This window comes from Candidatus Poriferisodalis sp. (assembly GCF_965204125.1).
Classification (GTDB): Bacteria; Actinomycetota; Acidimicrobiia; order Acidimicrobiales; family Poriferisodalaceae; genus Poriferisodalis.
This window is the reverse complement of the sequence record NZ_OZ241968.1, coordinates 84,564-105,269: the sequence shown is the minus strand read 5'-3', so window position 1 is coordinate 105,269 and position 20,706 is coordinate 84,564. Positions and strand designations below refer to the sequence as shown.

Here is a 20,706-nt window from a genome sequence, read left to right as displayed (position 1 = left end):
CCCGAGACCCGAAAGCGTCTGCGAGGACGCTGATGAGCGACTTTGTCGACGAGTGCCAGCTGCACGCGAAGGGCGGTGACGGCGGAGCGGGCTGCGTGTCCTTCCGTCGTGAGTCGCACGTGCCGCGTGGCGGTCCCGATGGCGGTGACGGCGGGCACGGCGGCGACGTGTGGGTCGTCGCTGATCGCAACGTGGCATCGCTGCTGGCGTTCCGGGACTTTCCGTTCCGGCGCGCCACCGATGGCGGCCACGGCCAGGGGCGCAAGCGGCACGGCCGCAACGGTGCCGACGAACTTGTGCGCGTGCCCGAGGGCACGATCGTGCGCGACCGTGACGGCGCGGTGTTGGCCGACCTCGTGCATGCTGGCGATCGCTGGCTGGCGGCGCAGGGAGGGCGTGGCGGCCGGGGCAATGTCCGCTTCGCTTCGAATCGGATGCGCGCGCCTCATTTTGCCGAGCAGGCCGAGCCCGGCGAGGAGCGCTGGCTCGGCCTCGAACTGAAGCTCATGGCCGACGTGGCACTGGTGGGATTCCCGAACGCAGGCAAGAGCACGTTCATCAGCGCCGTGTCGGCTGCACGGCCGAAGGTCGCTTCGTATCCGTTCACGACGCTCACGCCCAGCCTCGGGGTGGTGCGGCTAGACGACGGCTCCGGAATCGACGCCGACAGCTTCGAGATGGTGATCGCGGATGTGCCCGGACTGATCGAAGGAGCCGCGCAGGGCAAGGGCCTCGGGCACCAGTTCCTGCGGCATGTCGAACGGGCCCGGGTACTGCTGATCATGGCTGATTTGGCAGAAGTCGCTGATCGTGATCCCCATGAACAGGTTGACGTGCTGCTTGGCGAGCTCGAGCTTCACGACCCCGCACTCGCAGCGCGGCGGCGGTTGGTCGTGGGCACCAAGGCCGACGTGGCCCATCTCGCTTGGGACGGTCCGCGTCTCAGCGCTGTGACCGGCGAAGGCGTGGCGCCGGTGCTGGGTCAGCTACGCGATCTGGTGTCCGAAGCCAGACAGGCTGACGAAGCCCCTGCCCAATACGTCGTGCACCGTCCCGAACCCACCGGTGTTACGGTGCTGCGCCTCGGAGACGGGGTCTTTGAGATCGAGGGCCGTCAAGCCCGCCGCGCCGTAGCGCTGTCGGATCTCACCGATCCGGCTGCGCTGGCATGGGCGCAGCGACGCCTGGAGAAGCTTGGCGTTTCACGGGCCTTGGCTCGCAACGGCGCCCAGTCGGGCGACTTGGTACGCATTGGCGACTTCGAATTCACGTACGAGCCAGATACATGACTCAGGTGACTGTGTTGAGAACCGGAAGACGGCAGGATTGACGTCGATGCCTGACTCACTGCGGCTGATTGCCAAGATCGGGACGTCGTCCATCACCACATGGGATGGGCGCGTCGATCTCGATGCCGTCGCCAAGCTGGCATCGGACGTCGCAGTCGTGCGCGCAGCCGGTCATGAAGTGATCGTGGTCACCTCCGGCGCGATCACCGCAGGCGTGCAGCGGCTGAACGTCGAGCGGCCCACCGAGCCCGAACGGCTTCAAGCGCTGTCGGCCGTCGGCCAGATCGACCTGATGGCCTCCTATCGGGAGCTGTTCGCTGCTGAGCGCATGGTGGTCGGCCAAGTGCTGATCGCGCCGCACGATTTCCGCGACCGCGACCAGTATCTGCACGCCCGAGCCACGTTCCATCATCTGCTTGATCTCGGCGTTGTGCCGGTCGTCAACGAGAACGACGCGATCGCCGACGATGCCATCCGCTACGGCGACAATGATCGGATCGCCGCTCTTGTCGCCAACCTGGTGCGCGCCGATGCGCTGATCCTGCTGACCGACATGCCCGGTGTGCTCACGGCCGACCCGAACATCGACCCGCAAGCCTCGCTCATCTCGGAGATCCTGGAGGTGAGTCCGTCGCTGCAGGCCGCGGCGGGTTCCGCCAATGCAGTGGGCAGCGGCGGCATGGCCTCGAAGCTGGCAGCGGCTCGGATGGCCTCGTGGAGCGGTGTGCGCACGGTGATCGCCTCCGCGCGCCGCCCCGACGTGGTCGCCGACGCCGCTGCGGGCCGACCAGGTGTCGGTACTACCGTGCCGGCACGAGACGCACGCGTCTCCGCTCGCAAGCTGTGGATCGGCTTTGCCGTAGCCGCCAGGGGATCAGTGACCGTTGACGACGGTGCCCGCCGCGCCGTGTCGGCAGACGGCAAGTCGCTGCTTGCGGCCGGCGTCGTCGGGTACGAGGGCTCCTTCGTGGCCGGCGAGGCCGTGGACATCGTCGACCCGCAGGGGGAGACCTTCGCCAAGGGCCTCGTGGCCATTGACGCTGAGGGCCTGCGGGCCACCGCTGGCCTGCGCAGCGACCAATTGCCTGACGGACTGCACCCGCTGGTCGTGCACCGCGACGATCTCGTCGTTCTGGGGTAATGCCATTAGCCTGCTCGGGTGCCTGACGTGGAGATGATCGCCCTCGGCGAGCGTGCGAAGGCCGCGGCGACCGTCCTGGCGCAAGCACCCGGTGCCGTGCGAGACGAGGCCCTGCTGTCGGCTGCAGATCTGCTGGACGAGGCAAGCGACAGCGTGCTCGCAGCCAACCGCGACGACGTGGCCAACGCCGAAGCTGCCGGCACCTCGGCGACGCTCATCGATCGGCTTCGGCTTGACGCAGGCCGCATCTCGGCCATGGCCGCGGGCTTGCGCAACGTGGCGGCCTTGGCTGACCCAGTCGGCCAGGTGGTCGACGGGTGGGTGCGGCCGAATGGCCTGGCAGTGGAACGCGTCCGGGTGCCGCTCGGTGTGGTGGCGATCATCTATGAGAGCCGGCCCAACGTCACCTCAGACGCTTTCGGGTTGTGCCTGAAGTCGGGCAACGCCGCGTTCCTGCGGGGCTCGGGGGCTGCGCTGAACTCCAACATGGCGATCGCCGAAGCGCTGCGGGAAGGCTTGGTCAAGGCGGGCTTGCCCGCAGACGCGCTGGTGCTGGTCACCGATACCCGCCACAGCGCCGCTGCCGAGTTCATGCAGCTGCGTGAACACATTGACTGTCTCATCCCTCGGGGGGGCCCAGCGCTCATCGCCTCGGTGCTCGCCAATGCCACCGTGCCCTATGTCATCGACGGCGATGGCAATTGCCACGTGTACGTCGACACGGCGGCAGATCTGGATATGGCGGCCAACATCGTCGCCAACGCGAAGCTCAGCCGCCCCTCGGTGTGCAACGCTGCGGAGTCACTCCTGGTCCACCGCGACGTGGCCGAGGCCTTTCTGCCCCGCATCGTCGACGACTTGGATGGCGTGGAGCTCGTGGGCGACGCCGCGGCACAGGCCATCTCGCCCCAGATCGGTCCGGCCAGCCTCAGCGATTTCTCGACAGAGTTCCTCGCGCTCAAGATGAGCGTTGCGGTCGTCGATGACCTCGACACGGCCATCGACCACGTCAACCAGCACGGCACAGGCCACAGCGAGGCCATCGTGACTCGAGATCTGGCTGCCGCCCAGGAATTCACCCGCCGGGTGGATGCCGCTGCCGTGCTCGTCAACGCTTCGACACGCTTCGTGGACGGCGAGGAGTTCGGCTTTGGCGCAGAGATCGGCATCAGCACCCAAAAGCTGCATGCCCGTGGTCCCATGGGCCTTGAACAGCTCACGACCACCAAGTTCGTGGTGACCGGAACGGGTCACACACGGGGTTAGCCGTGCCGACAGGTAGCCGCGGCTGCCACACTGTCTGACCGGTTCCCACTGCCGGCAGTCCGGCACCCACTCGTACACCCACAGGGGAGACACCCAGAATGAACGAGACAATGTTCGGAGACCTCTCGGGTGTCCGTGAAGGCTTGGCGAAAGTCGAGTACCTCGCCGACGACGGCATCGCCAGCGTGGTGTTCCTGGCCGAGCGTCTCGGCAAGCCAGTCCTCATCGAAGGACCGGCGGGCACTGGCAAGACCGAGCTGGCCAAGTCGGTGGCCGCGATGAGCGGCGCCCGCCTGATTCGCCTCCAGTGTTACGAGGGGCTCGACGAGGCCAAGGCGCTCTACGAGTGGAACTACAAGAAGCAGCTCTTGCGCATCCAGGCCGACCGGGGTGTCGACGCCGAGCACGAGGATTGGGTGGAGCTGCAGGACGACATTTTCCAGGACGAATTCCTGCTCACCCGTCCGCTGCTCGAAGCGATCAGCGCGCAAGACAAGGTGGTTCTGCTGATCGATGAGGTGGACCGGGTCGAGATCGAGACTGAGGCGCTGCTGCTCGAGATCCTGTCGGATTACCAAGTCTCGATTCCCGAGCTCGGCACGATCATGGCCAGCCAGATCCCGCTGGTGTTCCTGACGTCCAACAACACCCGCGAACTGTCCGAGGCACTCAAGCGGCGCTGCCTGTTCTTGCACATCGACTATCCGGATCTCGAACGCGAGAAGCAGATCGTCCTCACGAAGGTCGCCGGCATCAGCGAGAACCTGGCCGAGCAGATCGCACGCGTCGTGCGCTCCATCCGCCAGCTCGAGCTGAAGAAGGCACCGTCGGTGTCGGAGACCCTGGACTGGGCCCGCACCTTGGTGCTGCTCGGCATTGAGAACATCGATGTCGAGCAGGCGAAGGAGACGCTTCACATCCTGCTCAAGTACCAATCTGATATCGAGAAGGCCGCCAAAGAGCTGACGGTCGAGGCGTAGACGGCGCTCGACGGGGACGGAGACCGGCCATGTTGGATCTGCTCAGCGGCTTCGTCGGAGAGCTGCGCAACGCCGGCCTGCCGGTCTCGTTGACGGAGAACCTCGACGCCATGGAGGCCGTCAAGCACATTCCCATCGAAGACCGTGACGCCTTCAAGTACGCGCTCGCGGCCACGCTCGTCAAGAACGAGCAGCACTGGCGGGCATTCGAGACGGTTTTTGAGGTGTATTTCTCGTTGCGCGGGCCGGAATACAACGTCGGCGACGAGGAGGGCAACGGGGAGTTCGATCCCGACAATCTCGAAGAGTGGATGTCCCAGCAGATGCAGGGCATGGGCGGCCGCGGCGGGGGGCAGGACATGTCGCCCGAGGAGATCGCCGAGATGCTCTTCCGGGCGCTGCTGAACGCCGACGAGGCGATGATGGCGGCCATGGCCCGCGCTGCGGTGACCCAGTTTGCCGGCATGGAGCCGGGCCGGCCCGTCGGCGGCACCTACTACCTGTACCGCACGCTGCGCAACCTCGATCTGGACGGGATGCTGGATCGGCTGATCGAGGAATCCTCGCAGCGCTACGACGGCGAGATGACGCCGCTGGCGGAACGGCTCGAACGCGAGGAGTTCGAGAACCGCATCGAGCAGCTCAAGCGCGAAATCGAAGCGGAGATCCGGCGTCGCCTCGTGGCCGACCGGGGTGTCGAGGCCATGGCCAAGACGCTGCGCAAGCCACTGCCCGAAGACGTCGACTTCATGCACGCCAGCCGCGAGGAGATGGCGAACATCCGCAAGGCCATCCAACCGCTGACCCGCAAGCTGGCCGCGCGCCTGGCGCGCAAGCGCAAGCACAAGCGGCGCGGCCCGCTCGACTTCCGGGCCACAGTGCGGCGTTCGCTGAGTTACGGCGGCGTGCCCGCGGAGCCGCGCTTTCGCCATCCCCGGCCGAACAAGCCTGAGCTCATCGTGGTCGCCGACATCTCGGGCTCAGTGGCAGCATTCGCCCGTTTCACGCTGCACCTCGTGTACGCGCTGCAGAACCAGTTCTCCAAGGTGCGCTCGTTCGTCTTCATCGACGGCATCGACGAGGTCACCCACATGTTCCAGAATGAGGAGGACATCACCAACGCGGTGCACCGGGTGAACACCGAGGCCGATGTCGTATGGGTCGACGGCCATTCCGACTACGGCCATGCCTTCGGCGTGTTCTGGGAGAACTTCGGCAAGGACGTCAACGCCAAGTCGACGATGATGTTCCTAGGCGACGCTCGCAACAACTACCACTCGACGAACGCATGGGTGCTCAAGGAGTGCCAGAAGCGAGCTCGGTCGGTGTTCTGGCTGAACCCAGAGCCCCGGTCGTACTGGGACACGGGCGACTCGGTGATCACCGAGTACTCGACCTACACCGACGGCGTCTTCGAGTGTCGCAATTTGCGCCAGCTCGAGGGCTTCGTCGACAACTTGGCCTAGCCGGCACCGTTCACTGCCGAACCACTTGCTTCCCGCTCTTGTTCGCTGCGCTCACGGGCCGCTCGGGCCCCGGCTTCGCCTACGGCTCAGCCTCTGGCCGACGCGAGCAGGTCGGAGGCCAGGAAGGCCAAGTCGAGTGATTGGCGGCCGTTGAGGCGCGGGTCGCACATGGTCTCGTAGCGGTCGCCGAGCTGGTGCTGAGCCAGTTCGTCGCCGCCGCCGATGCACTCGGTGACCGCATCGCCGGTGATCTCGAGATGAATTCCTCCGGGCCACGTGCCCGCGATGGCGTGAGCGGTGAAGTACTGGCGGATCTCGGCCAGGATGGCGTCGAAATGGCGGGTCTTGACCCCGTCGGGCGTGCTGAAGGTGTTGCCGTGCATGGGGTCGCACTGCCACACCACCGGGTGGCCGGCGTCGGTGACTGCGCGCAGGATGGGTTCGAAGCACGCCACGACGTTGTCGGCTCCCATACGACTGATCAGGGTCAACCGACCAGGGATCCGGTTCGGGTTCAGCGTTTCGCACAGCGCCAGTGCCTCGTCGGGCGTCGCGGTGGGACCCAGCTTCGCGCCGATCGGATTGTGCACCCCGCGCAGGAACTCCACGTGCGCGCCGTCGAGCTCGCGGGTGCGTTCGCCGACCCACAGCATGTGCGCCGAGCAGTCGTACCAGTCGCCGGTGATGCTGTCGGTACGGGTGAGCGCTTCCTCGTAGCCCAGCAGCAGCGCCTCGTGGCTGGTGTACAGCTCCACCTGCCGCATGGCGCTGTCGTCGGTGTCAAGCCCGCAGGCGTGCATGAACCGCAAGGCCGCATCGATGCCGCCGGCCAGCACCTCGTAGCGCTGGCCGGCCGGGCTGGAGGCCACGAACTCCTGATTCCAGTCGTGCACCTGCCGCAGGTCGGCGTAGCCGCCCCGCGTGAACGCCCGCAACAGGTTGAGCGTCGCCGCCGACGTGCTGTATGCCTCCAGCAGGCGCGACGGGTCGGGTGTGCGGGCCTCGGGCTCGAACGCGATGTCGTTGACGATGTGGCCGCGGAATATGGGCAGCGTCTGGCCGTCGCGGGTCTCGGTGGCTGAGCTGCGCGGCTTGGCGAACTGACCGGCGATCCGGCCCACCTTCACGATCGGCAGCCCGGCGGAGTACTGCATCACCACGGCCATTTGCAGGATCACCTTGAGACGGTCGCGGATCTGATCTGCGGTCGACAGCTCGAACGACTCGGCGCAGTCGCCGGCTTGCAGTACAAAGGCCTTGCCGGCGCAGACGTGCCCGAGCAGCTCAGTCAGCCGCCTGGCCTCGCCTGCAAATACCAGTGGGGGACGCCGGCGCAGCTCGGCCAGCGATGCCTCCAGTGCGTCAGCGTCGGGCCATTCGGGCTGCTGACCAGCGGACCGTTCGGCCCATGAGCCGGGATGCCAATCTGGAGCGTGCTCCGGGGATCCGGCGGGGCTGAGCGCGCCGGATGGTGAGGCTGCGTCGTCAGACAGCGTCTGCGTCGGCATCGATGTCTACAAACTCGCCGTCGGCGGCGAGGCTCTGCAGCTCATCGACGGCGCGCTTGACCAGGCGGCGTGCCGCTTCGGCCGTCACGCCCAGCTCTTCGCCGATTTCGCGGTAGCTGCGCTGCTCGCCGTCGATGAGGCCGTTGCGCCGCTTGACTGCGTACTGAGCCCGCTCGTCGAGGCGGCCGAGCATGGAATGCACCATGGTCTTGCGGGCCGACTCGATGGCGTAGTGCTCCGGGCCAGGCGCATCGTCGCCGATGAGGTCGATGAGCGCGCTGTCACCGTCGTCGCCGACTGTCTTGTCGAGCGAAGTGGGCGTGCTGATCCGCTGCAGCCATGCGTTCTCGTCATCGAGCGAGTCGCTGTCGCCCCCGTTGTGCCGCAGCGCGGCCCGCAGCGTGGCGGAGCGGTCCGAAGGCAGGCGGATGAGGCTGCCCTTCTGATCGAGCGCGCGTCCGATCGACTGCCGGATCCAGAACGTGGCGTAGGTGGAGAACTTGAAGCCGCGCCGCCAGTCGAACTTCTCGACTGCATGCTCCAGGCCCAGGTTGCCTTCCTGGATCAGGTCGAGCAGTTCCAGTGTCGGAGGCAGCGGGTACCGGCGCGCGATCGACACGACCAGGCGGAGGTTCGCCCGGATGAAACGGTCACGCGCGGCGGCGGCGGTCTGCACGGCCTTGCGCAGTTCGCGCCGCTCGGCCACGGACAGCTCCTCGTCACTGTCGAGGCGCGTCCTCGCATCGCGTCCTGCTTCGATTTGCTGGGAGAGCATCCGCTCGTCTTCTGCGGTGAGCAGTGCCACCGCACCGATCTCGTTCAGGTACTGGCCAACTGAATCCATGACATTCGCTCCAACCGGCAGGGGGCAGCCGGTTCTTCGTATTCGCTTGCATGCCGCCCTGGCATGCCACCCGGCGGGGGGCACCGGGTATGTTCAGCCTTCGCAGGACTGCGGCAGTCCAAACTCAGGCGTGGCACCGCCGTTGTGGCGGAGCCGATCTTGCTTGTACGCCCGCATGCGATGCCAGGTCCGAGAAACCGGACCTTGCGCAGCACTGCTTTGGGCGGACAGTCAAAAGTAGCACATGGCGCATGACGCGCGCAAACAGCCGCCACCGGGGGCTTGCCGATCAATGCAGTGGCTCCCCGGTGCGCGCTGCAGAAGTGATGTGTGGCGTGACTCTACACTGCTGCGGTGCCGCCGCGACAAGCGATCTTCGGGGGCACGTTCGACCCGCCTCACGCCGGTCACGTTGCCGCCGCGATCTGCGCGAGAGAGCAGCTCGACATCAACCTGCTCCATATCGTCGTGGCGAACGATCCCTGGCAGAAGTCAGCCGAGCGGCTCGTCACGCCTGCGCAGCACCGGTTCGCCATGGCCCAGCTGGCCTTTCGCGACTTCGACAGCATGATCGTGAGCGATCTGGAGATCCGGCGAGGCGGACCGACGTACACCATTGACACCGTCGCCGAGCTCGAGCAGCCGGGGACCGAAACGTTGCTGGTGATGGGCCCCGCCGCAGCCGGCGGCGTCTCGACGTGGCACCGGGCCGTCGAGCTGGCTGAGCGTGTGAGGCTCGCGGTTGTGCAGCCACGTGGCGGGCCGCCCGTCCATGTCGAAGGCTGGCGTACCGAGACTGTGCTGATGGAACCGGTCGAGGCCTCAGCCACTTTCGTGCGCGAGTTGCTGACCCGTCGTGCCCATCAGGAGATCCCGCCTCAGGCAGTTCAGCTCGTGCCGCCCGCCGTCATGAGCTACATCGTCGAGCACAGGCTCTATTCTCCGTGAACGTGGCATCGGTTCCGCAGGCATCCCCGGTCTCTTCCGGGGTTCACGCCCTGCAGCGGGACCCGGTCAACACAGGCGCCGAAGTGCCGCCGCTGGTGCAAGCCGCTGTGGAGGGTGCCGCGGAGATGTCTGCTGAGCGCATCGTGGCACTCGATGTGGGCGATGTACTCGCAATCACCGATTGGTTCATCATCGCGAGCGCCCCCAATGCGCGACGCGTGCGACGCATCGCCGAGCTGATGGAAGCGCACGTGAAAGCGGCCGGCGGTCCCGGGCCGATTCGAACCGAGGGGCTTGACGAGGCGCAATGGGTGCTGCTCGACTTCGGCGAGTTCGTGGCGCACATATTTCACGAGCCCAGCCGCGAGTACTACGACCTCGAGCGACTGTGGTCGGACGTGCCTCGCCACGAGTTCGACTGATCGACGGGCTGAGCCCACCGGATCAGGGGACAATCTCCGCCGTTCCTGCGCGGGCCAGCGAGATCCAGGTGCGCCCGGGTGTCAGTGGCACGATGAGGGCGTTGTCGGAGCGGAACACCGTGACATCGAGCTCCGAGAGGCGCTCCCAGGTGCCTTGCACCAGCATGCCATTGCTGAAGATCCACGCCTCTCCGCTGCCCGTCAGCACTGGCTCTGGGGTGGCAGCATCCGCAGGGCTCTGGCGATACCGCACGAACTGCACGATGACGTTCTCGGGCGCAATGCGCACGCCGTCGAAATCGGTGTGGTCGTTGCCGTTCTGCGTGCGAGCCCAGCCGGCCGCGGCAGCATCCCAGCGGTATGAGGCCTTGATCTGCCCGTAGTCGACATCCACTCCGCTGACCGCCGTGCCTCGCGGCAGCGGCTCGCCCTCGGCGCGGAATCGGAAGTACTTCGGAGGTGTCCTGCCCTCGGCTGCACCTGCTGCATAGATGCGGGCGGTGTCGGTAACGAGATTGTGGGGGGCGTTCTTCTCTGGCGAGCGTTCGAACACGCCCTTTGCAATGGCGGCCCCGTCGATGATGGCGATGGCGTCGACCCTGCGGAGGGCTCGCGCGGTGTAATCGTTGGCTCCCGAGTTCACAAAGATGGGACGGTTGAGGTTCGACAGAAGTGCAAAGTCGCCGGTGCGTGCCGATCGGACGGGGCCGATCACGTCGGCATCGGTGGAATGGAAGATCGCTGCGAATCGAGTGAGACGGGCCTCGACCAGTTCCTCGTAGACGACGTCTGCATCGTTGAGGCCCCACTGCGGCAAGGCTCGGGGGTGGTTGTCGATCTTCACAACTGCGGCGGGTCGCAGCATCTCGGTGGGTGTCGGCAAGCCGGTGAAGGGCGCCGTGAACTGCGGCGCGGCGGCCGTGGTGGCTGTAGCGGGCTCGGTGACGGCCACCGACGTGACCGGCGCTGCAGTAGTCGGCGGTGCCGTCCCGACGGGCGGTGCGGCAGTGGTGGGCGGTGTGACGTTCGGCGCCGACGTGGCTGTCGGTGCGGGTTCGACCTCGGTCGTCTCCGGCGGCACCGTGATGGACGAGCAGGCCGACAGCAACATCAGCACCGCAAGCCATGTCGCCCAGATCAGCGGCCGACGCGTTCTGCTCGCAGCGATCCTGGTACGGCGGCACCTCCTGACCGCGCCTTGGCGGCCGTCGGCAAATGGTTCGCGGACGTGCTCCAAAGGTCTGCTCCTTGACATACGCAGCAGGGCCACCGCGGCCATCCGACCGAATATTCACCATACCGGTCGCCTGTCGCGGGAGGGTGGCACACTGCCCACATGACGACGCTTGTGTCCGGCGGCGCCGGATACGTCGGGAGCCACACGGTGGCTGCGCTGCATGAAGCGGGGCGCGATGTCGTCGTGCTGGATGATTTCTCCAACGCCCGGCGCGACGCGGTAGCTGAGCTTCGACGGCTGACGACGCCAGATTTGGTCGTCATCGAAGGCGATGCAGCGGATCGCACCGCAGTTCGACAGCTCTGTGATGAACATGACTTCGATTCGATCATGCACTTCGCGGCGCACAAGAGCGTCCCGGAGTCGTTTGCCGACCCGCTGCGGTACTACCGCAACAACCTTCTCTCCACGCTGAGCCTGGCCGAGATCGCTGTCGAGCGGGGCATTGATCGCTTCGTCTTCAGCTCGTCGGCAGTGGTCTACGGAACGCCCGAGCAGCTGCCAGTCAGCGAGGAGACGCCTCCTGCACCCCAGAGCCCGTACGGCACCACCAAGCTGATGTGCGAGCGCATCCTCGCCGACACGGCGGCATCCTCGGCCATGCAGGCCGTCATCTTGCGCTACTTCAACCCGGTCGGTGCGCACCCCTCGGGGCGCATCGGGGAGCAGCCCATCACCGCTGGCCAGAATCTCGTACCAGCGGTCATGCGAGCAGCGCTGGGCGCCCTCAGCCGGTTGCAGATCTTCGGCGATGACTACGACACTCGCGACGGCACAGCCGTGCGCGACTTCGTCCACGTGACGGACCTGGCTGCAGGGCATGTGGCGGCGCTCCAGTCCGACCTCGGCACCCGCCGTAGCCGTGTGTTCAATCTCGGTACCGGGGCAGGCACCACGGTGCTTGAGCTGGTGGCGGCGGCGGAGGCTGTCACTGGTCGGCCGATCCCCTGCGAGATCGTTGGCCGCCGCCCCGGCGACATCGCCGAGTCGTGGGCCGACTGCAGCCGTGCAGAAGATGAACTCGGCTGGCGTGCGCAGCGAGACCTGCGCCAGATGCTCGCCGATCACTGGCGATTTGCGAGTTCCTGTGCCGAGATCAGCGTGTAGTCCTCGCCGGCGGCCAGCGGCGCGGCCATCGATTCGGGCGGGACGAAGGAGGGCACCCGGTCGTTGCGCACGAGGATGACGTCGGTGGCGGCGACATAGCCGAGGTTGGCTTCGTCGAGCATCCACACCGGCCGGTCGAGGTAGTACGAGATCCAGCGCGGCGTCCAGATGCCCGAGGTGAACCACACCAATCCCGCTTCGCCGACTCGTGGATCATGTTGTGCCTGTTCCAGCACAGCTCCGGCATCGGCGGGACGTTCGAGGTAGAAGTCCCGCGTGGAGCCCGTCACGACGAAGGCCAGCGTCACCAGCGCCACTGCCGCAGCGGCTGCTCCCAGCGGCGCTCGGAGCTTGGTGGCCGGACCCCGCAGTAGTCGACGGATCGCGTCGGCAAGGGCCGCGATGCCGATGGATGTGGGTGCCACCCACGGGAAGTTCCACAGGCGATGGATCCACGCACCCTGTTGCAGCGCGAACGTGAGCGACATGGCCACTGCGAGCGTCACCACCACCGGTCCGCGGGTTCGCCGGTCGATGAGGCCGGCGATGAGCGCCGGGAGGAACAGCAGGCGCAGCCACCAAGACGTCAGCAGCTCGTGACCGGCGAACGTCCATTGGCGCTGGAGGAATTCGCTGAAGGTGAACTGGGCCCGCTCGGCTGCGGTTGAGACGTCGTTGCCGGTCCGGAAGGCGACCCTCTCGCTGAGTTCGGAGATGTCGGTTGCGTTCAGCAGCCAACCGGCGGTCAGCAGGCCCCCCAGCATGGCGCCGGCGGTGACCGCGGTCAGTGCCGGTGACCATCCCCGGCGTATCCACCCGGCCACGCCTGCGGTTGGCACGGCGCGGGCGCCGGCGTCGTCTTCGGAACGTCGCCGCTGCAGCGTGCCCCAGAACAGCCACGGCAGCAGCAAGCCCAGCGATGCAATGGCGATCCAGGAGTGCATTGCCGTGAGGGCAGCCAGCGCGCCGGCGCCCACGAGCGCCCACCGGGATGGCTGCTCGACCTGGCGCAGCCACGCGATGGCCGCAGTGAGCGCCAGCAGCATCGAGAAGCTGATGCCCATGCGGGCATACACATAGAAAAAGCCGGTGCTCACCATCGCGAGCAAGGCGAGCAGCGTCGGCCCCCAGCGCATGCTCACGGCGCGCAGCAGCGCGGCCATGAATGCCACGGTGGCGGCCCCGAGCAGGAAGTCGGTGATGCGCACCGCCTGCGGGCTGTCGCCGAGCGCGCCCACCGAGACGATGGTGAGGAACTGTTTCAGGGGCGGGTGATGGGCGTAGGTAACTGCCTCGGCGGGCGGTTCGGTCCTCGGCGGTACCTCGAATTCGGCCCTGATGAACGGGTCGGTCCTAGCGCCCAGGCTTGAGTCGAGCGGCCCGATGTCCCAGAAGTTGCGTGCCTGGATGCCTGCGCGGCCGAAGATCCGGCCGTCGTCGCTGTTGCCGAGTGGCAGGTCGAGGTCGGGAGCCCACAGCAGCAGCACGCCGATGCAGATGAGGATCACGGCGGTCCAGCCCGAGCGCAACCGGGCTAGACGTCCTGGAGTGAGCATGAAGGATCCGTCGTTTCCGATCGCCCGATTCTGATCGCTGCAATGCTGATCGCCGCACCCACCGTCTGGAGGGACGCAGCGTAGTATCGGCCCGATGGTGGTCCAGGAGCGGCATCGACTGCCGGACACCACACCGGACATCGCCCAAGAGGCTGAGCCGACAGGCGAAGCCGTGACTTCATCCGCGGTGCCGTCCGGCCGGCGGGGCTTCCGGTTCCTGTACGTCGTCGATGCCGTGACGTTGTTCGCCTTGCTGGTGGCCATCACCGTGGTGCGCTTCGGGCTCGACTGGCCGACGTACCCACAGATGCACTACCTGATCGGCTTCGGGGTGGCCACCTTCTTGCACATGACCGTCTACTACTTCGGCGGGCTGTACGAATTCGAGCAACGGCTGGGGCATCGGCCATGGCTGCCACGCGCCATGCTCCTGACGTTCATGGCGGCGGGCGGCGACGCCACGGTCACGTTGCTGACGGGTCGCTACCTGATGCCCCGGGGGAACCTGGTGGTGCTCGCCGTGGCGGGTGCCGTGCTGATCTCGTTCAATCGCTGGGGTGCGCGTCGCGTGCGCCTGCTGCGGTATGGCAAGCCCCGCATGCTGCTGGTGGGCTCGGCTGCTGACATCGAGTCCGCTGCCGAGCACCTCGCCGATGCGGAGGCTGATGCCGAGGTCGCGGGCAGCCTTACTGACCCTGCGCTGATCATCGGTGAAGCAGATCGCCTCGAGGTCACCGAGCTGCTGCTCCTGTCGGGCCAACCGCTGGAAACCATCTATCCCGAGCCGCTCGGCGAACTGGAGCTGCGCAACGTCGGCGTCTTCCGGCGGATCACGCCGGCGGACACATTGCTCGGCCTGCAGCGCAGTCGGCAGATCGGGGGAATGCCGTTCGTGGCGCTCCGAAACCATGCGCTGCCGGTGTGCCGGCTGCGCTTCAAGCGGCTCTTGGACCTGGCGTACCTGGCGCTGCTCGCCCCGTTCGCGCTGCCGCTCACGGTCGCCGTTGCCATCTACGTCAGGATCGTGGGTGGCCCGGGTGTGCTGTACCGGCAGGAACGCGTGGGGCGCGGCGGAGCGCCGTTCGTGCTGCTGAAGTTCCGCACGATGACGCGTGATGCCGAGATCAACGGTCCGGTGCTGGCTGCCTCGAACGATCCCCGGGTGATGAGCGGCATGGGTTGGCTACGCCGCACCCGGCTCGACGAGCTGCCGCAGCTGTGGAATGTGCTGACCGGCACGATGTCGCTGGTGGGGCCCCGGCCCGAACGACCGCAATTCGTTGCGCGGCTCGAGCGCGAGATCGCCGGGTACGGTAGGCGCCACGACGTGCCGCCCGGTATCACAGGACTCGCGCAGACCCAAGGCCACTACCAGACCGATCCCGGCTACAAGCTCGGTCACGACCTGCAGTACGTCGTCAACTGGTCGCCGGTACTCGACTGGGAGATCATGGCGAAGAGTCTCGTCGTCATGGCCCGCCGAAACGCCCGGTGAGCAGCAACGGGGACTTGCCCTCCGTCTCGGTGGTGATTCCGGCGCGCAACTGCGCTGCTGAGCTGCCCGGATGCTTGGACGCCGTGAGTGCGCAGACGTATCCGGGGCCGATGGAGGTGATTGTGGCGACGGCCCCCAGCACGGACGACACCGAGGCCGTGGCGCAGCGCCGGGCGCACACCGCGGGCTCAAACGTCCGGTCGGCGCGGCCCGTACGAGTGGTTTCGAACCCGGCGGGTACGACGTCGTCGGGTCTCAACTGGGCGATCAGTGCAGCTGCCGGTGAGATCATTGTGCGAGTCGACGCCCAGGCCAGGCTCCCAGCCGAGTACGTGGAGCGAGCGGTGGCAACGCTTCAGCGCACCGGCGCGGCGAACGTCGGCGGTGTGCAGAATCCGGTGGGCCAGGGAGAGGTGAGCCGGATCATCGCCGCGGCGCTGTCGTCGCCATTCGGGGGCGGCCCGGCCGCGTTCCGGCAGGGGAGCGATGAGGGACCCGTGGACACGGTGTACCTAGGCGTGTTTGACGCTGGCGCGCTCGCGTCGGTGGGCGGGTTCGACGAAACGTTGCTGCGGAACCAGGACTACGAACTGAACTGGCGCCTGCGCGAGCAGGGTCACGTGGTGTGGCTGGACCCGAGCTTGGCCGTGGAGTACCAGCCCCGGTCGAGCTGGGCAGGTCTGGCGCGCCAGTACTTCGAGTACGGCGCCTGGAAACGTGTGGTGATCGCTCGCAGCCCGCGCTCGATCCAGCCGCGGCAGCTTGCGGCACCCGCCCTCGTGATCGGCTTGGGTCTGTCCGCGCTGGAGTTGGCGCGAGGGCGCCTGCGCGGAGGGATCGTTCCTGCCGCATATGTCGGCGCAAGCACGTTGGCGGCGGCACGGCTGCGCCAGCGCCTTCCATTGGTCGGCGATCGCTTACGGGCGGCTGCGGCCTTCGCTGTCATGCACCTGTCGTGGGGAACGGGCTTTCTGATCGGCCGCCGCCGAGCCCGGTAGCACTGCGGCCCCACTCAGTACGCTCGCACACATGGCTGATGTCGTGATCCGCAACGGGACTGTCGTTGACGGGAGCGGCGGCCCGCCTCGGACAGCCGATGTCGCCATCGACGACGGGCTAGTCGCCGAGGTCGGCGAGGTGACCGGCCGGGGTAGCCGCGAGATCGATGCCGAGGGGCACCTCGTGCTGCCGGGCTGGGTGGACATTCACACCCACTACGACGGGCAGGCCACCTGGGACCCCGAGATGACGCCATCGTCGTGGCACGGGGTGACCACCGCAATCTTCGGCAACTGCGGCGTCGGCTTCGCTCCGGTGCAGCCCGGCACCGAGGACTACCTCATCAACCTGATGGAGGGGGTGGAGGACATTCCCGGGACGGTGCTCGCCGAGGGGATCGACTTCCGCTGGACCAGCTACCCGGAGTATCTCGATGCGCTCGCAGCGACTCCCCGGGTGATGGACGTAGGCAGCCAATTGCCCCACGGAGCGCTGCGGTTCTTCGTGATGGGCGAGCGCGGCGCCGATCACGCCGAGGTGCCGACAGCCGAGGAGCTCGACCGGATCACCGAGTTGGTCACTGAGGCACTCGAAGCCGGGGCGCTCGGATTCACGACTAGCCGCACCACCAAGCACAAGGCGGCGGACGGCCGGCTGACGCCGTCGCTGTCGGCAGGGGATCCCGAGCTCGCCGCGGTGGCGCGGGCAATGCGGCAGGCCGGCGCCGGCGTGCTGCAGGTGAACTCCGACTTCGGGCCCGGCGAGTTCGAAACCCTGCGTGCAGCCGCCGAGCTGTCCGGCCGCCCGCTGTCAGTGCTGCTGCTGCAGGTCGACAATGCACCGGAGCTCTGGCGGGAGACCCTCGATCACATCCGTGCCGCCAACGCCGCGGGCATTGCCGCGAATGGGCAGGTCGGCTGCCGACCCATCAGCGTCATGCTCGGACTCGACGTGTCGGTGAATCCCTTCGGCAATCACCCGGCCTACCGGCAGATCGCCCATCTGCCCACGCCGCAGCGAGCCGCCCGCATGCGCGACGACGAGAGCCTGCGTCGGGCGCTGATCGAGGATCGGCCGGTGGACGGGTTCGGCAAGTGGATGGACTACGCGCTCACCCGTGCGTTCGAGCTCGGCGACGTGCCCGACTATGAGCCCGATCCCCGTGCTTCGGTTGCGGCCCGGGCTGCAGACCTGGGCGTCAGCCCTTGGGAGCTGGCGCTGGATCTGCTTTCGGACGGCGACGGCGACGCCCTGCTCCTATACCCCTTCGAGAACTACACCGGCGGCAGCCTGGATGTCATCCGCGAGATGCTGGCCGACCCGCACACCATCTGCGGCATCGGCGACGCGGGAGCACACGTCGGCACGATCTGCGATGCGTCGTACCCGACTTACCTACTGACCCACTGGGCTCGGGACCGCAGCCGGGGCGACGGCCTGCCGCTCGAGTTCCTGGTGCACAAGCAGACCCGCGCCAACGCGCTCGCCTACGGGCTGGCCGACCGCGGTCTGGTCGCGCCGGGCTACCGGGCTGACCTCAACGTGGTCGACTTCGATGCCCTCGGCGTGGGGCGCCCGCAGCTGGTGTACGACCTCCCGAGCGGCGGCAAGCGCCTGATCCAGCGGTCGACGGGCTACCGACACACGTTCGTGGCAGGAACCGAGGTGTCGGCTGACGGCGAGTTCACTGGCGCCCGTCCCGGCAGACTCGTGCGTGGTTCGGTGGCCGGCCCGGCGAACCAGTGAGCCGGTGAATCCCCCGCCATCACCGGATACCGCTGAGCTGCCGCTCGCCGGCATCACGGTGCTCGATCTGACGATTGCGCGCGCAGGCCCCACGGCCGTGCGGCAGCTCGCTGACTGGGGTGCCGATGTCATCCGGGTGGATGCCCCCACCGACGGGTTCGAGGAAGGCCGGGAAGCATCGCCGGACCACCTCAACATCCACCGAAACAAGCGCTCGCTGGTCATCGACCTGAAGAACCCGTCGGGCCGTGAGCTGCTTCACCGTCTTGTACGGGCCGCAGATGTGCTCATCGAGAACCTGCGACCGACCGTCAAGTACCGGCTCGGATTCGACTGGGACACCCTGCACGCCGTGAATCCTGCGCTCGTGATGGGGTCGATCTCGGGCTTCGGTCAGGACGGCCCGTACGCGACACGAGGCGGCGTCGACCAGATCGCGCAGGGCCTCGGCGGGATGATGGCAGTAACAGGGCTGCCCGGCCACGGTCCTGTGCGTGCCGGCGTGGCCATCAGCGATGTCACAGCAGGCCTGCAGCTCGCCATCGGCGTCCTGGTGGCGCTCATCGAGCGATCCCGCACCGGCGAGGGTCGCTGGGTGCACACCTCGCTGCTCGAGTCGATGATCGGCATGCTCGACTTCCAGGCGGCTCGCTGGACAGTGGCGGGGGAGGATCCACCGCAGGCTGGCAACGACCATCCCACGATGATCCCCATGGGCACCTACGAGGCCGCCGACGGCTACATCAACATCGCGGCACCCGGCGGGCGGCTGTGGCGGGCCTTCTGCGCCGAGATCGGCCGGCCCGATCTGCCCGACGACGAGCGGTTCTCGTCAACCAAGCTGCGCTCGGCCAACCGGACCGAGCTGAACAAGCTCATCGGCGAGCGGCTCGCCACCGCAGGCTGCGATGACTGGGTCGAGCGTCTGAACGCCGCAGGCATCCCGTGCGGGCGCGTCAACAGCGTGGCCGAAGCCTTCGCCGACCCGCAGGTTCAACACTTGCGCATGGCCGCGCCGGTGCATCACCCGGTGATGGGCGACATCCGCATCGTGCGCAACGCCACCCAGATCGACGGAGTACCCGGTGACATCCGGCGGCCCAGCCCCGCGCAGGGTGAGCACACCGACGAGATCCTGGCCCAATTCGGGCTGGAACCCGACGAGATCGCCGCCCTGCGCGACGCTGGCGCTGTCTGCTGAGGCAACCGCAGGAACCAGCAGGAGTTACCCCGCGCTATCCCGCATGAATTGCATCAGACGGCGGGCTGGCAACCTTGAGCCGCCAGCCCGCCGGCCGTTGATGTCAAGCGTCAGATGCTGCGAGCAGCCTCGAAGCCGGTATCGAGGTCGGCGATGATGTCGTCGATGGTCTCGATGCCGACGGAGAGCCGAACCAGGTTCGGCTCGACGCCGGTATCGGACTGCTCCTGCGGCGTGAGCTGGCTGTGCGTGGTGCTCGCCGGGTGGATCGCCAGACTGCGCACGTCGCCGATGTTGGCGACGTGGCTGTGCAGCCGCAGGCTCTCGACGAACTTCTGACCGGCCTTGATGCCGCCGTCGATGCCGAAAGCCAGCACCGAGCCGGCGCCCTTGGGCAGGTACTTGCGTGCCCGCTCGTTGTAGGGGCTCGACTCCAGCCCCGCATAGAGAACCCACTCGACCTGCGGATGGCCTTCGAGATAGTCGGCCACCGCCACGGCGTTGGCCACGTGCCGCTCCATGCGCAGCGACAGCGTCTCGATTCCCTGCAGGAACAAGAAGGCGTTCATGGGCGACACAGCGGCGCCGATGTCACGCAGCAGCTGCACCCTGGCTTTGAGGATGAACGATCCGGCACCCAGAGCAGGCCAGTAGGCCAGCCCGTGATAGCTGGGATCGGGCTCGGTGAACATCGGGTGGCGTCCTGACGCCCCGAAGTCGAACTTGCCGCCGTCGACGATGAGACCGCCGATGGACGTGCCATGCCCGCCGATGAACTTCGTCGCCGAGTGGACCACGATGTCGGCCCCGTGTGCCAGCGGCTGGCACAGGTAGGGCGAGGGCACTGTGTTGTCCACGACCAGCGGGACGTTCACGCTGTGGGCCGCCTCTGCGACCGCCTCGAAGTCGAGGATGTCGTTCTTCGGGTTGCCGATGGTCTCGCCGTAGAAGGCCTTGGTGTTGTCACGCGCCGCTCCACGCCACGAGTCGATGTCGTCGGGGTCTTCCACGAAGGTGACCTCGATGCCCATCTTCGGCAGCGTGTAGTGGAACAGGTTGTACGTGCCTCCGTACAGCGACGGGCTGGCCACGATGTGGTCGCCGGCCTCCGCCAGATTGAGCACCGCCAGGGTCTCGGCCGCTTGGCCCGAGGCCACCGCCAACGCTCCCGGAAGCCCGACCGCCGTGCGGACGCCGCCCTCGAGCGCGCTGATGCGCTCCTCGAGCACGTGCTGGGTCGGGTTCATGATCCGGGTGTAGATGTTGCCGATCTCCGCCAGCCCGAACAGGTTCTGAGCATGCTCGGAGCTGTCGAAGGTGAACGACGTGGTCTGGTAAATCGGCACCGCGCGGGCGTTGGTGGCGCTGTCTGGCGCTTGGCCCGCGTGGATCATTCGTGTTTCGAATCCCAACTCGGCGAGTGGGTCTGTGGGTGTTTCGCTCATGTCGAGCTCCATTTCTTCGCCCCATAAGGCGGGCTATGCCTGACCCGGCGGGATTG

The 20,706-nt window shown here is 67.2% G+C and carries 18 protein-coding genes; 13 read left to right on the top strand and 5 right to left on the bottom strand.

The window, feature by feature from the left end:
* The first annotated feature begins 32 nt into the window (after positions 1 to 32).
* The 5 genes from obgE to ACOGXD_RS00730 all read left to right on the top strand — a co-directional run bounded on the left by obgE (position 33) and on the right by ACOGXD_RS00730 (position 6,142).
* The gene (obgE, locus tag ACOGXD_RS00750; protein WP_419916034.1) at positions 33 to 1,289 is read left to right on the top strand and encodes a GTPase ObgE; all 1,257 of its coding nucleotides are present in this window, start codon (positions 33 to 35) and stop codon (positions 1,287 to 1,289) included.
* 46 nt (positions 1,290 to 1,335) lie between these two features.
* Entirely contained in the window at positions 1,336 to 2,430 is a 1,095-nt protein-coding gene (gene proB, locus ACOGXD_RS00745; RefSeq protein ID WP_419916033.1) for a glutamate 5-kinase, read from the top strand.
* A gap of 33 nt (positions 2,431 to 2,463) precedes the next feature.
* Positions 2,464 to 3,696: a glutamate-5-semialdehyde dehydrogenase gene (locus ACOGXD_RS00740; protein WP_419917425.1), complete on the top strand. Its 1,233-nt coding sequence runs from the start codon at positions 2,464 to 2,466 to the stop codon at positions 3,694 to 3,696.
* 98 nt (positions 3,697 to 3,794) lie between these two features.
* Entirely contained in the window at positions 3,795 to 4,676 is an 882-nt protein-coding gene (locus tag ACOGXD_RS00735; protein WP_419865220.1) for an AAA family ATPase, read from the top strand.
* 29 nt (positions 4,677 to 4,705) lie between these two features.
* Positions 4,706 to 6,142, top strand: a complete 1,437-nt coding sequence (locus tag ACOGXD_RS00730; protein ID WP_323673528.1) for a vWA domain-containing protein — start codon at positions 4,706 to 4,708, stop codon at positions 6,140 to 6,142.
* Between the two features lie 86 nt (positions 6,143 to 6,228).
* Here ACOGXD_RS00730 and ACOGXD_RS00725 read toward each other — a convergent pair whose 3' ends face one another.
* Both ACOGXD_RS00725 and ACOGXD_RS00720 read right to left on the bottom strand, forming a co-directional pair.
* Positions 6,229 to 7,650, bottom strand: a complete 1,422-nt coding sequence (locus ACOGXD_RS00725; RefSeq protein ID WP_419916032.1) for a class II 3-deoxy-7-phosphoheptulonate synthase — start codon at positions 7,648 to 7,650, stop codon at positions 6,229 to 6,231.
* Complete coding sequence (locus ACOGXD_RS00720; RefSeq protein ID WP_419855998.1) at positions 7,628 to 8,494, bottom strand: sigma-70 family RNA polymerase sigma factor; 867 nt, start codon at positions 8,492 to 8,494, stop codon at positions 7,628 to 7,630. Before ACOGXD_RS00720 ends, ACOGXD_RS00725 begins: the two co-directional genes overlap by 23 nt.
* A gap of 354 nt (positions 8,495 to 8,848) precedes the next feature.
* Between ACOGXD_RS00720 and ACOGXD_RS00715 the strand changes: the two genes are divergently transcribed.
* Together ACOGXD_RS00715 and rsfS are read left to right on the top strand one after the other, a co-directional pair.
* Positions 8,849 to 9,442, top strand: coding sequence for a nicotinate-nicotinamide nucleotide adenylyltransferase (locus ACOGXD_RS00715; protein WP_419916031.1), 594 nt, complete (start codon positions 8,849 to 8,851; stop codon positions 9,440 to 9,442).
* 2 nt (positions 9,443 to 9,444) lie between these two features.
* Positions 9,445 to 9,864 (top strand): ribosome silencing factor, encoded by a 420-nt coding sequence (gene rsfS, locus ACOGXD_RS00710; RefSeq protein ID WP_419916030.1) that lies wholly within the window; start codon positions 9,445 to 9,447, stop codon positions 9,862 to 9,864.
* Between the two features lie 22 nt (positions 9,865 to 9,886).
* Here rsfS and ACOGXD_RS00705 read toward each other — a convergent pair whose 3' ends face one another.
* Positions 9,887 to 10,708 carry a DUF3048 domain-containing protein gene (locus tag ACOGXD_RS00705; protein ID WP_419916029.1) on the bottom strand — a complete coding sequence of 274 codons (822 nt, stop codon included), beginning with the start codon at positions 10,706 to 10,708 and terminating at the stop codon, positions 9,887 to 9,889.
* On the opposite strand from ACOGXD_RS00705, the gene ACOGXD_RS00700 reads away from it, so the two are divergent.
* Both ACOGXD_RS00700 and galE read left to right on the top strand, forming a co-directional pair.
* Positions 10,695 to 11,204, top strand: coding sequence for a hypothetical protein (locus ACOGXD_RS00700; RefSeq protein ID WP_419916028.1), 510 nt, complete (start codon positions 10,695 to 10,697; stop codon positions 11,202 to 11,204). The genes ACOGXD_RS00705 and ACOGXD_RS00700 overlap by 14 nt on opposite strands.
* Positions 11,201 to 12,208, top strand: a complete 1,008-nt coding sequence (galE, locus tag ACOGXD_RS00695; RefSeq protein WP_419916027.1) for a UDP-glucose 4-epimerase GalE — start codon at positions 11,201 to 11,203, stop codon at positions 12,206 to 12,208. Before ACOGXD_RS00700 ends, galE begins: the two co-directional genes overlap by 4 nt.
* On the opposite strand, the gene ACOGXD_RS00690 is transcribed toward galE, so the two are convergent.
* Positions 12,166 to 13,764, bottom strand: a complete 1,599-nt coding sequence (locus ACOGXD_RS00690) for a hypothetical protein (protein WP_419916026.1) — start codon at positions 13,762 to 13,764, stop codon at positions 12,166 to 12,168. The genes galE and ACOGXD_RS00690 overlap by 43 nt on opposite strands.
* A gap of 94 nt (positions 13,765 to 13,858) precedes the next feature.
* Here ACOGXD_RS00690 and ACOGXD_RS00685 point away from each other — a divergent pair, with 94 nt between their 5' ends.
* The 4 genes from ACOGXD_RS00685 to ACOGXD_RS00670 are packed head-to-tail and all read left to right on the top strand — an operon-like array spanning position 13,859 to position 19,205.
* Entirely contained in the window at positions 13,859 to 15,259 is a 1,401-nt protein-coding gene (locus ACOGXD_RS00685; protein WP_419916025.1) for a sugar transferase, read from the top strand.
* Entirely contained in the window at positions 15,256 to 16,257 is a 1,002-nt protein-coding gene (locus ACOGXD_RS00680) for a glycosyltransferase family 2 protein (RefSeq protein ID WP_419916024.1), read from the top strand. The genes ACOGXD_RS00685 and ACOGXD_RS00680 overlap by 4 nt, the downstream gene beginning before the upstream one ends.
* A gap of 31 nt (positions 16,258 to 16,288) precedes the next feature.
* Entirely contained in the window at positions 16,289 to 18,004 is a 1,716-nt protein-coding gene (locus tag ACOGXD_RS00675) for an N-acyl-D-amino-acid deacylase family protein (RefSeq protein WP_419916023.1), read from the top strand.
* Positions 18,005 to 18,008: 4 nt separating this feature from the next.
* Complete coding sequence (locus tag ACOGXD_RS00670; RefSeq protein ID WP_419916022.1) at positions 18,009 to 19,205, top strand: CaiB/BaiF CoA transferase family protein; 1,197 nt, start codon at positions 18,009 to 18,011, stop codon at positions 19,203 to 19,205.
* Positions 19,206 to 19,315: 110 nt separating this feature from the next.
* Here the strand turns inward: ACOGXD_RS00670 and ACOGXD_RS00665 are convergent, their stop codons facing one another.
* On the bottom strand, positions 19,316 to 20,650 hold the full coding sequence (locus ACOGXD_RS00665) for a bifunctional o-acetylhomoserine/o-acetylserine sulfhydrylase (RefSeq protein WP_419916021.1): 1,335 nt from the start codon (positions 20,648 to 20,650) through the stop codon (positions 19,316 to 19,318).
* Positions 20,651 to 20,706: the final 56 nt, after the last annotated feature.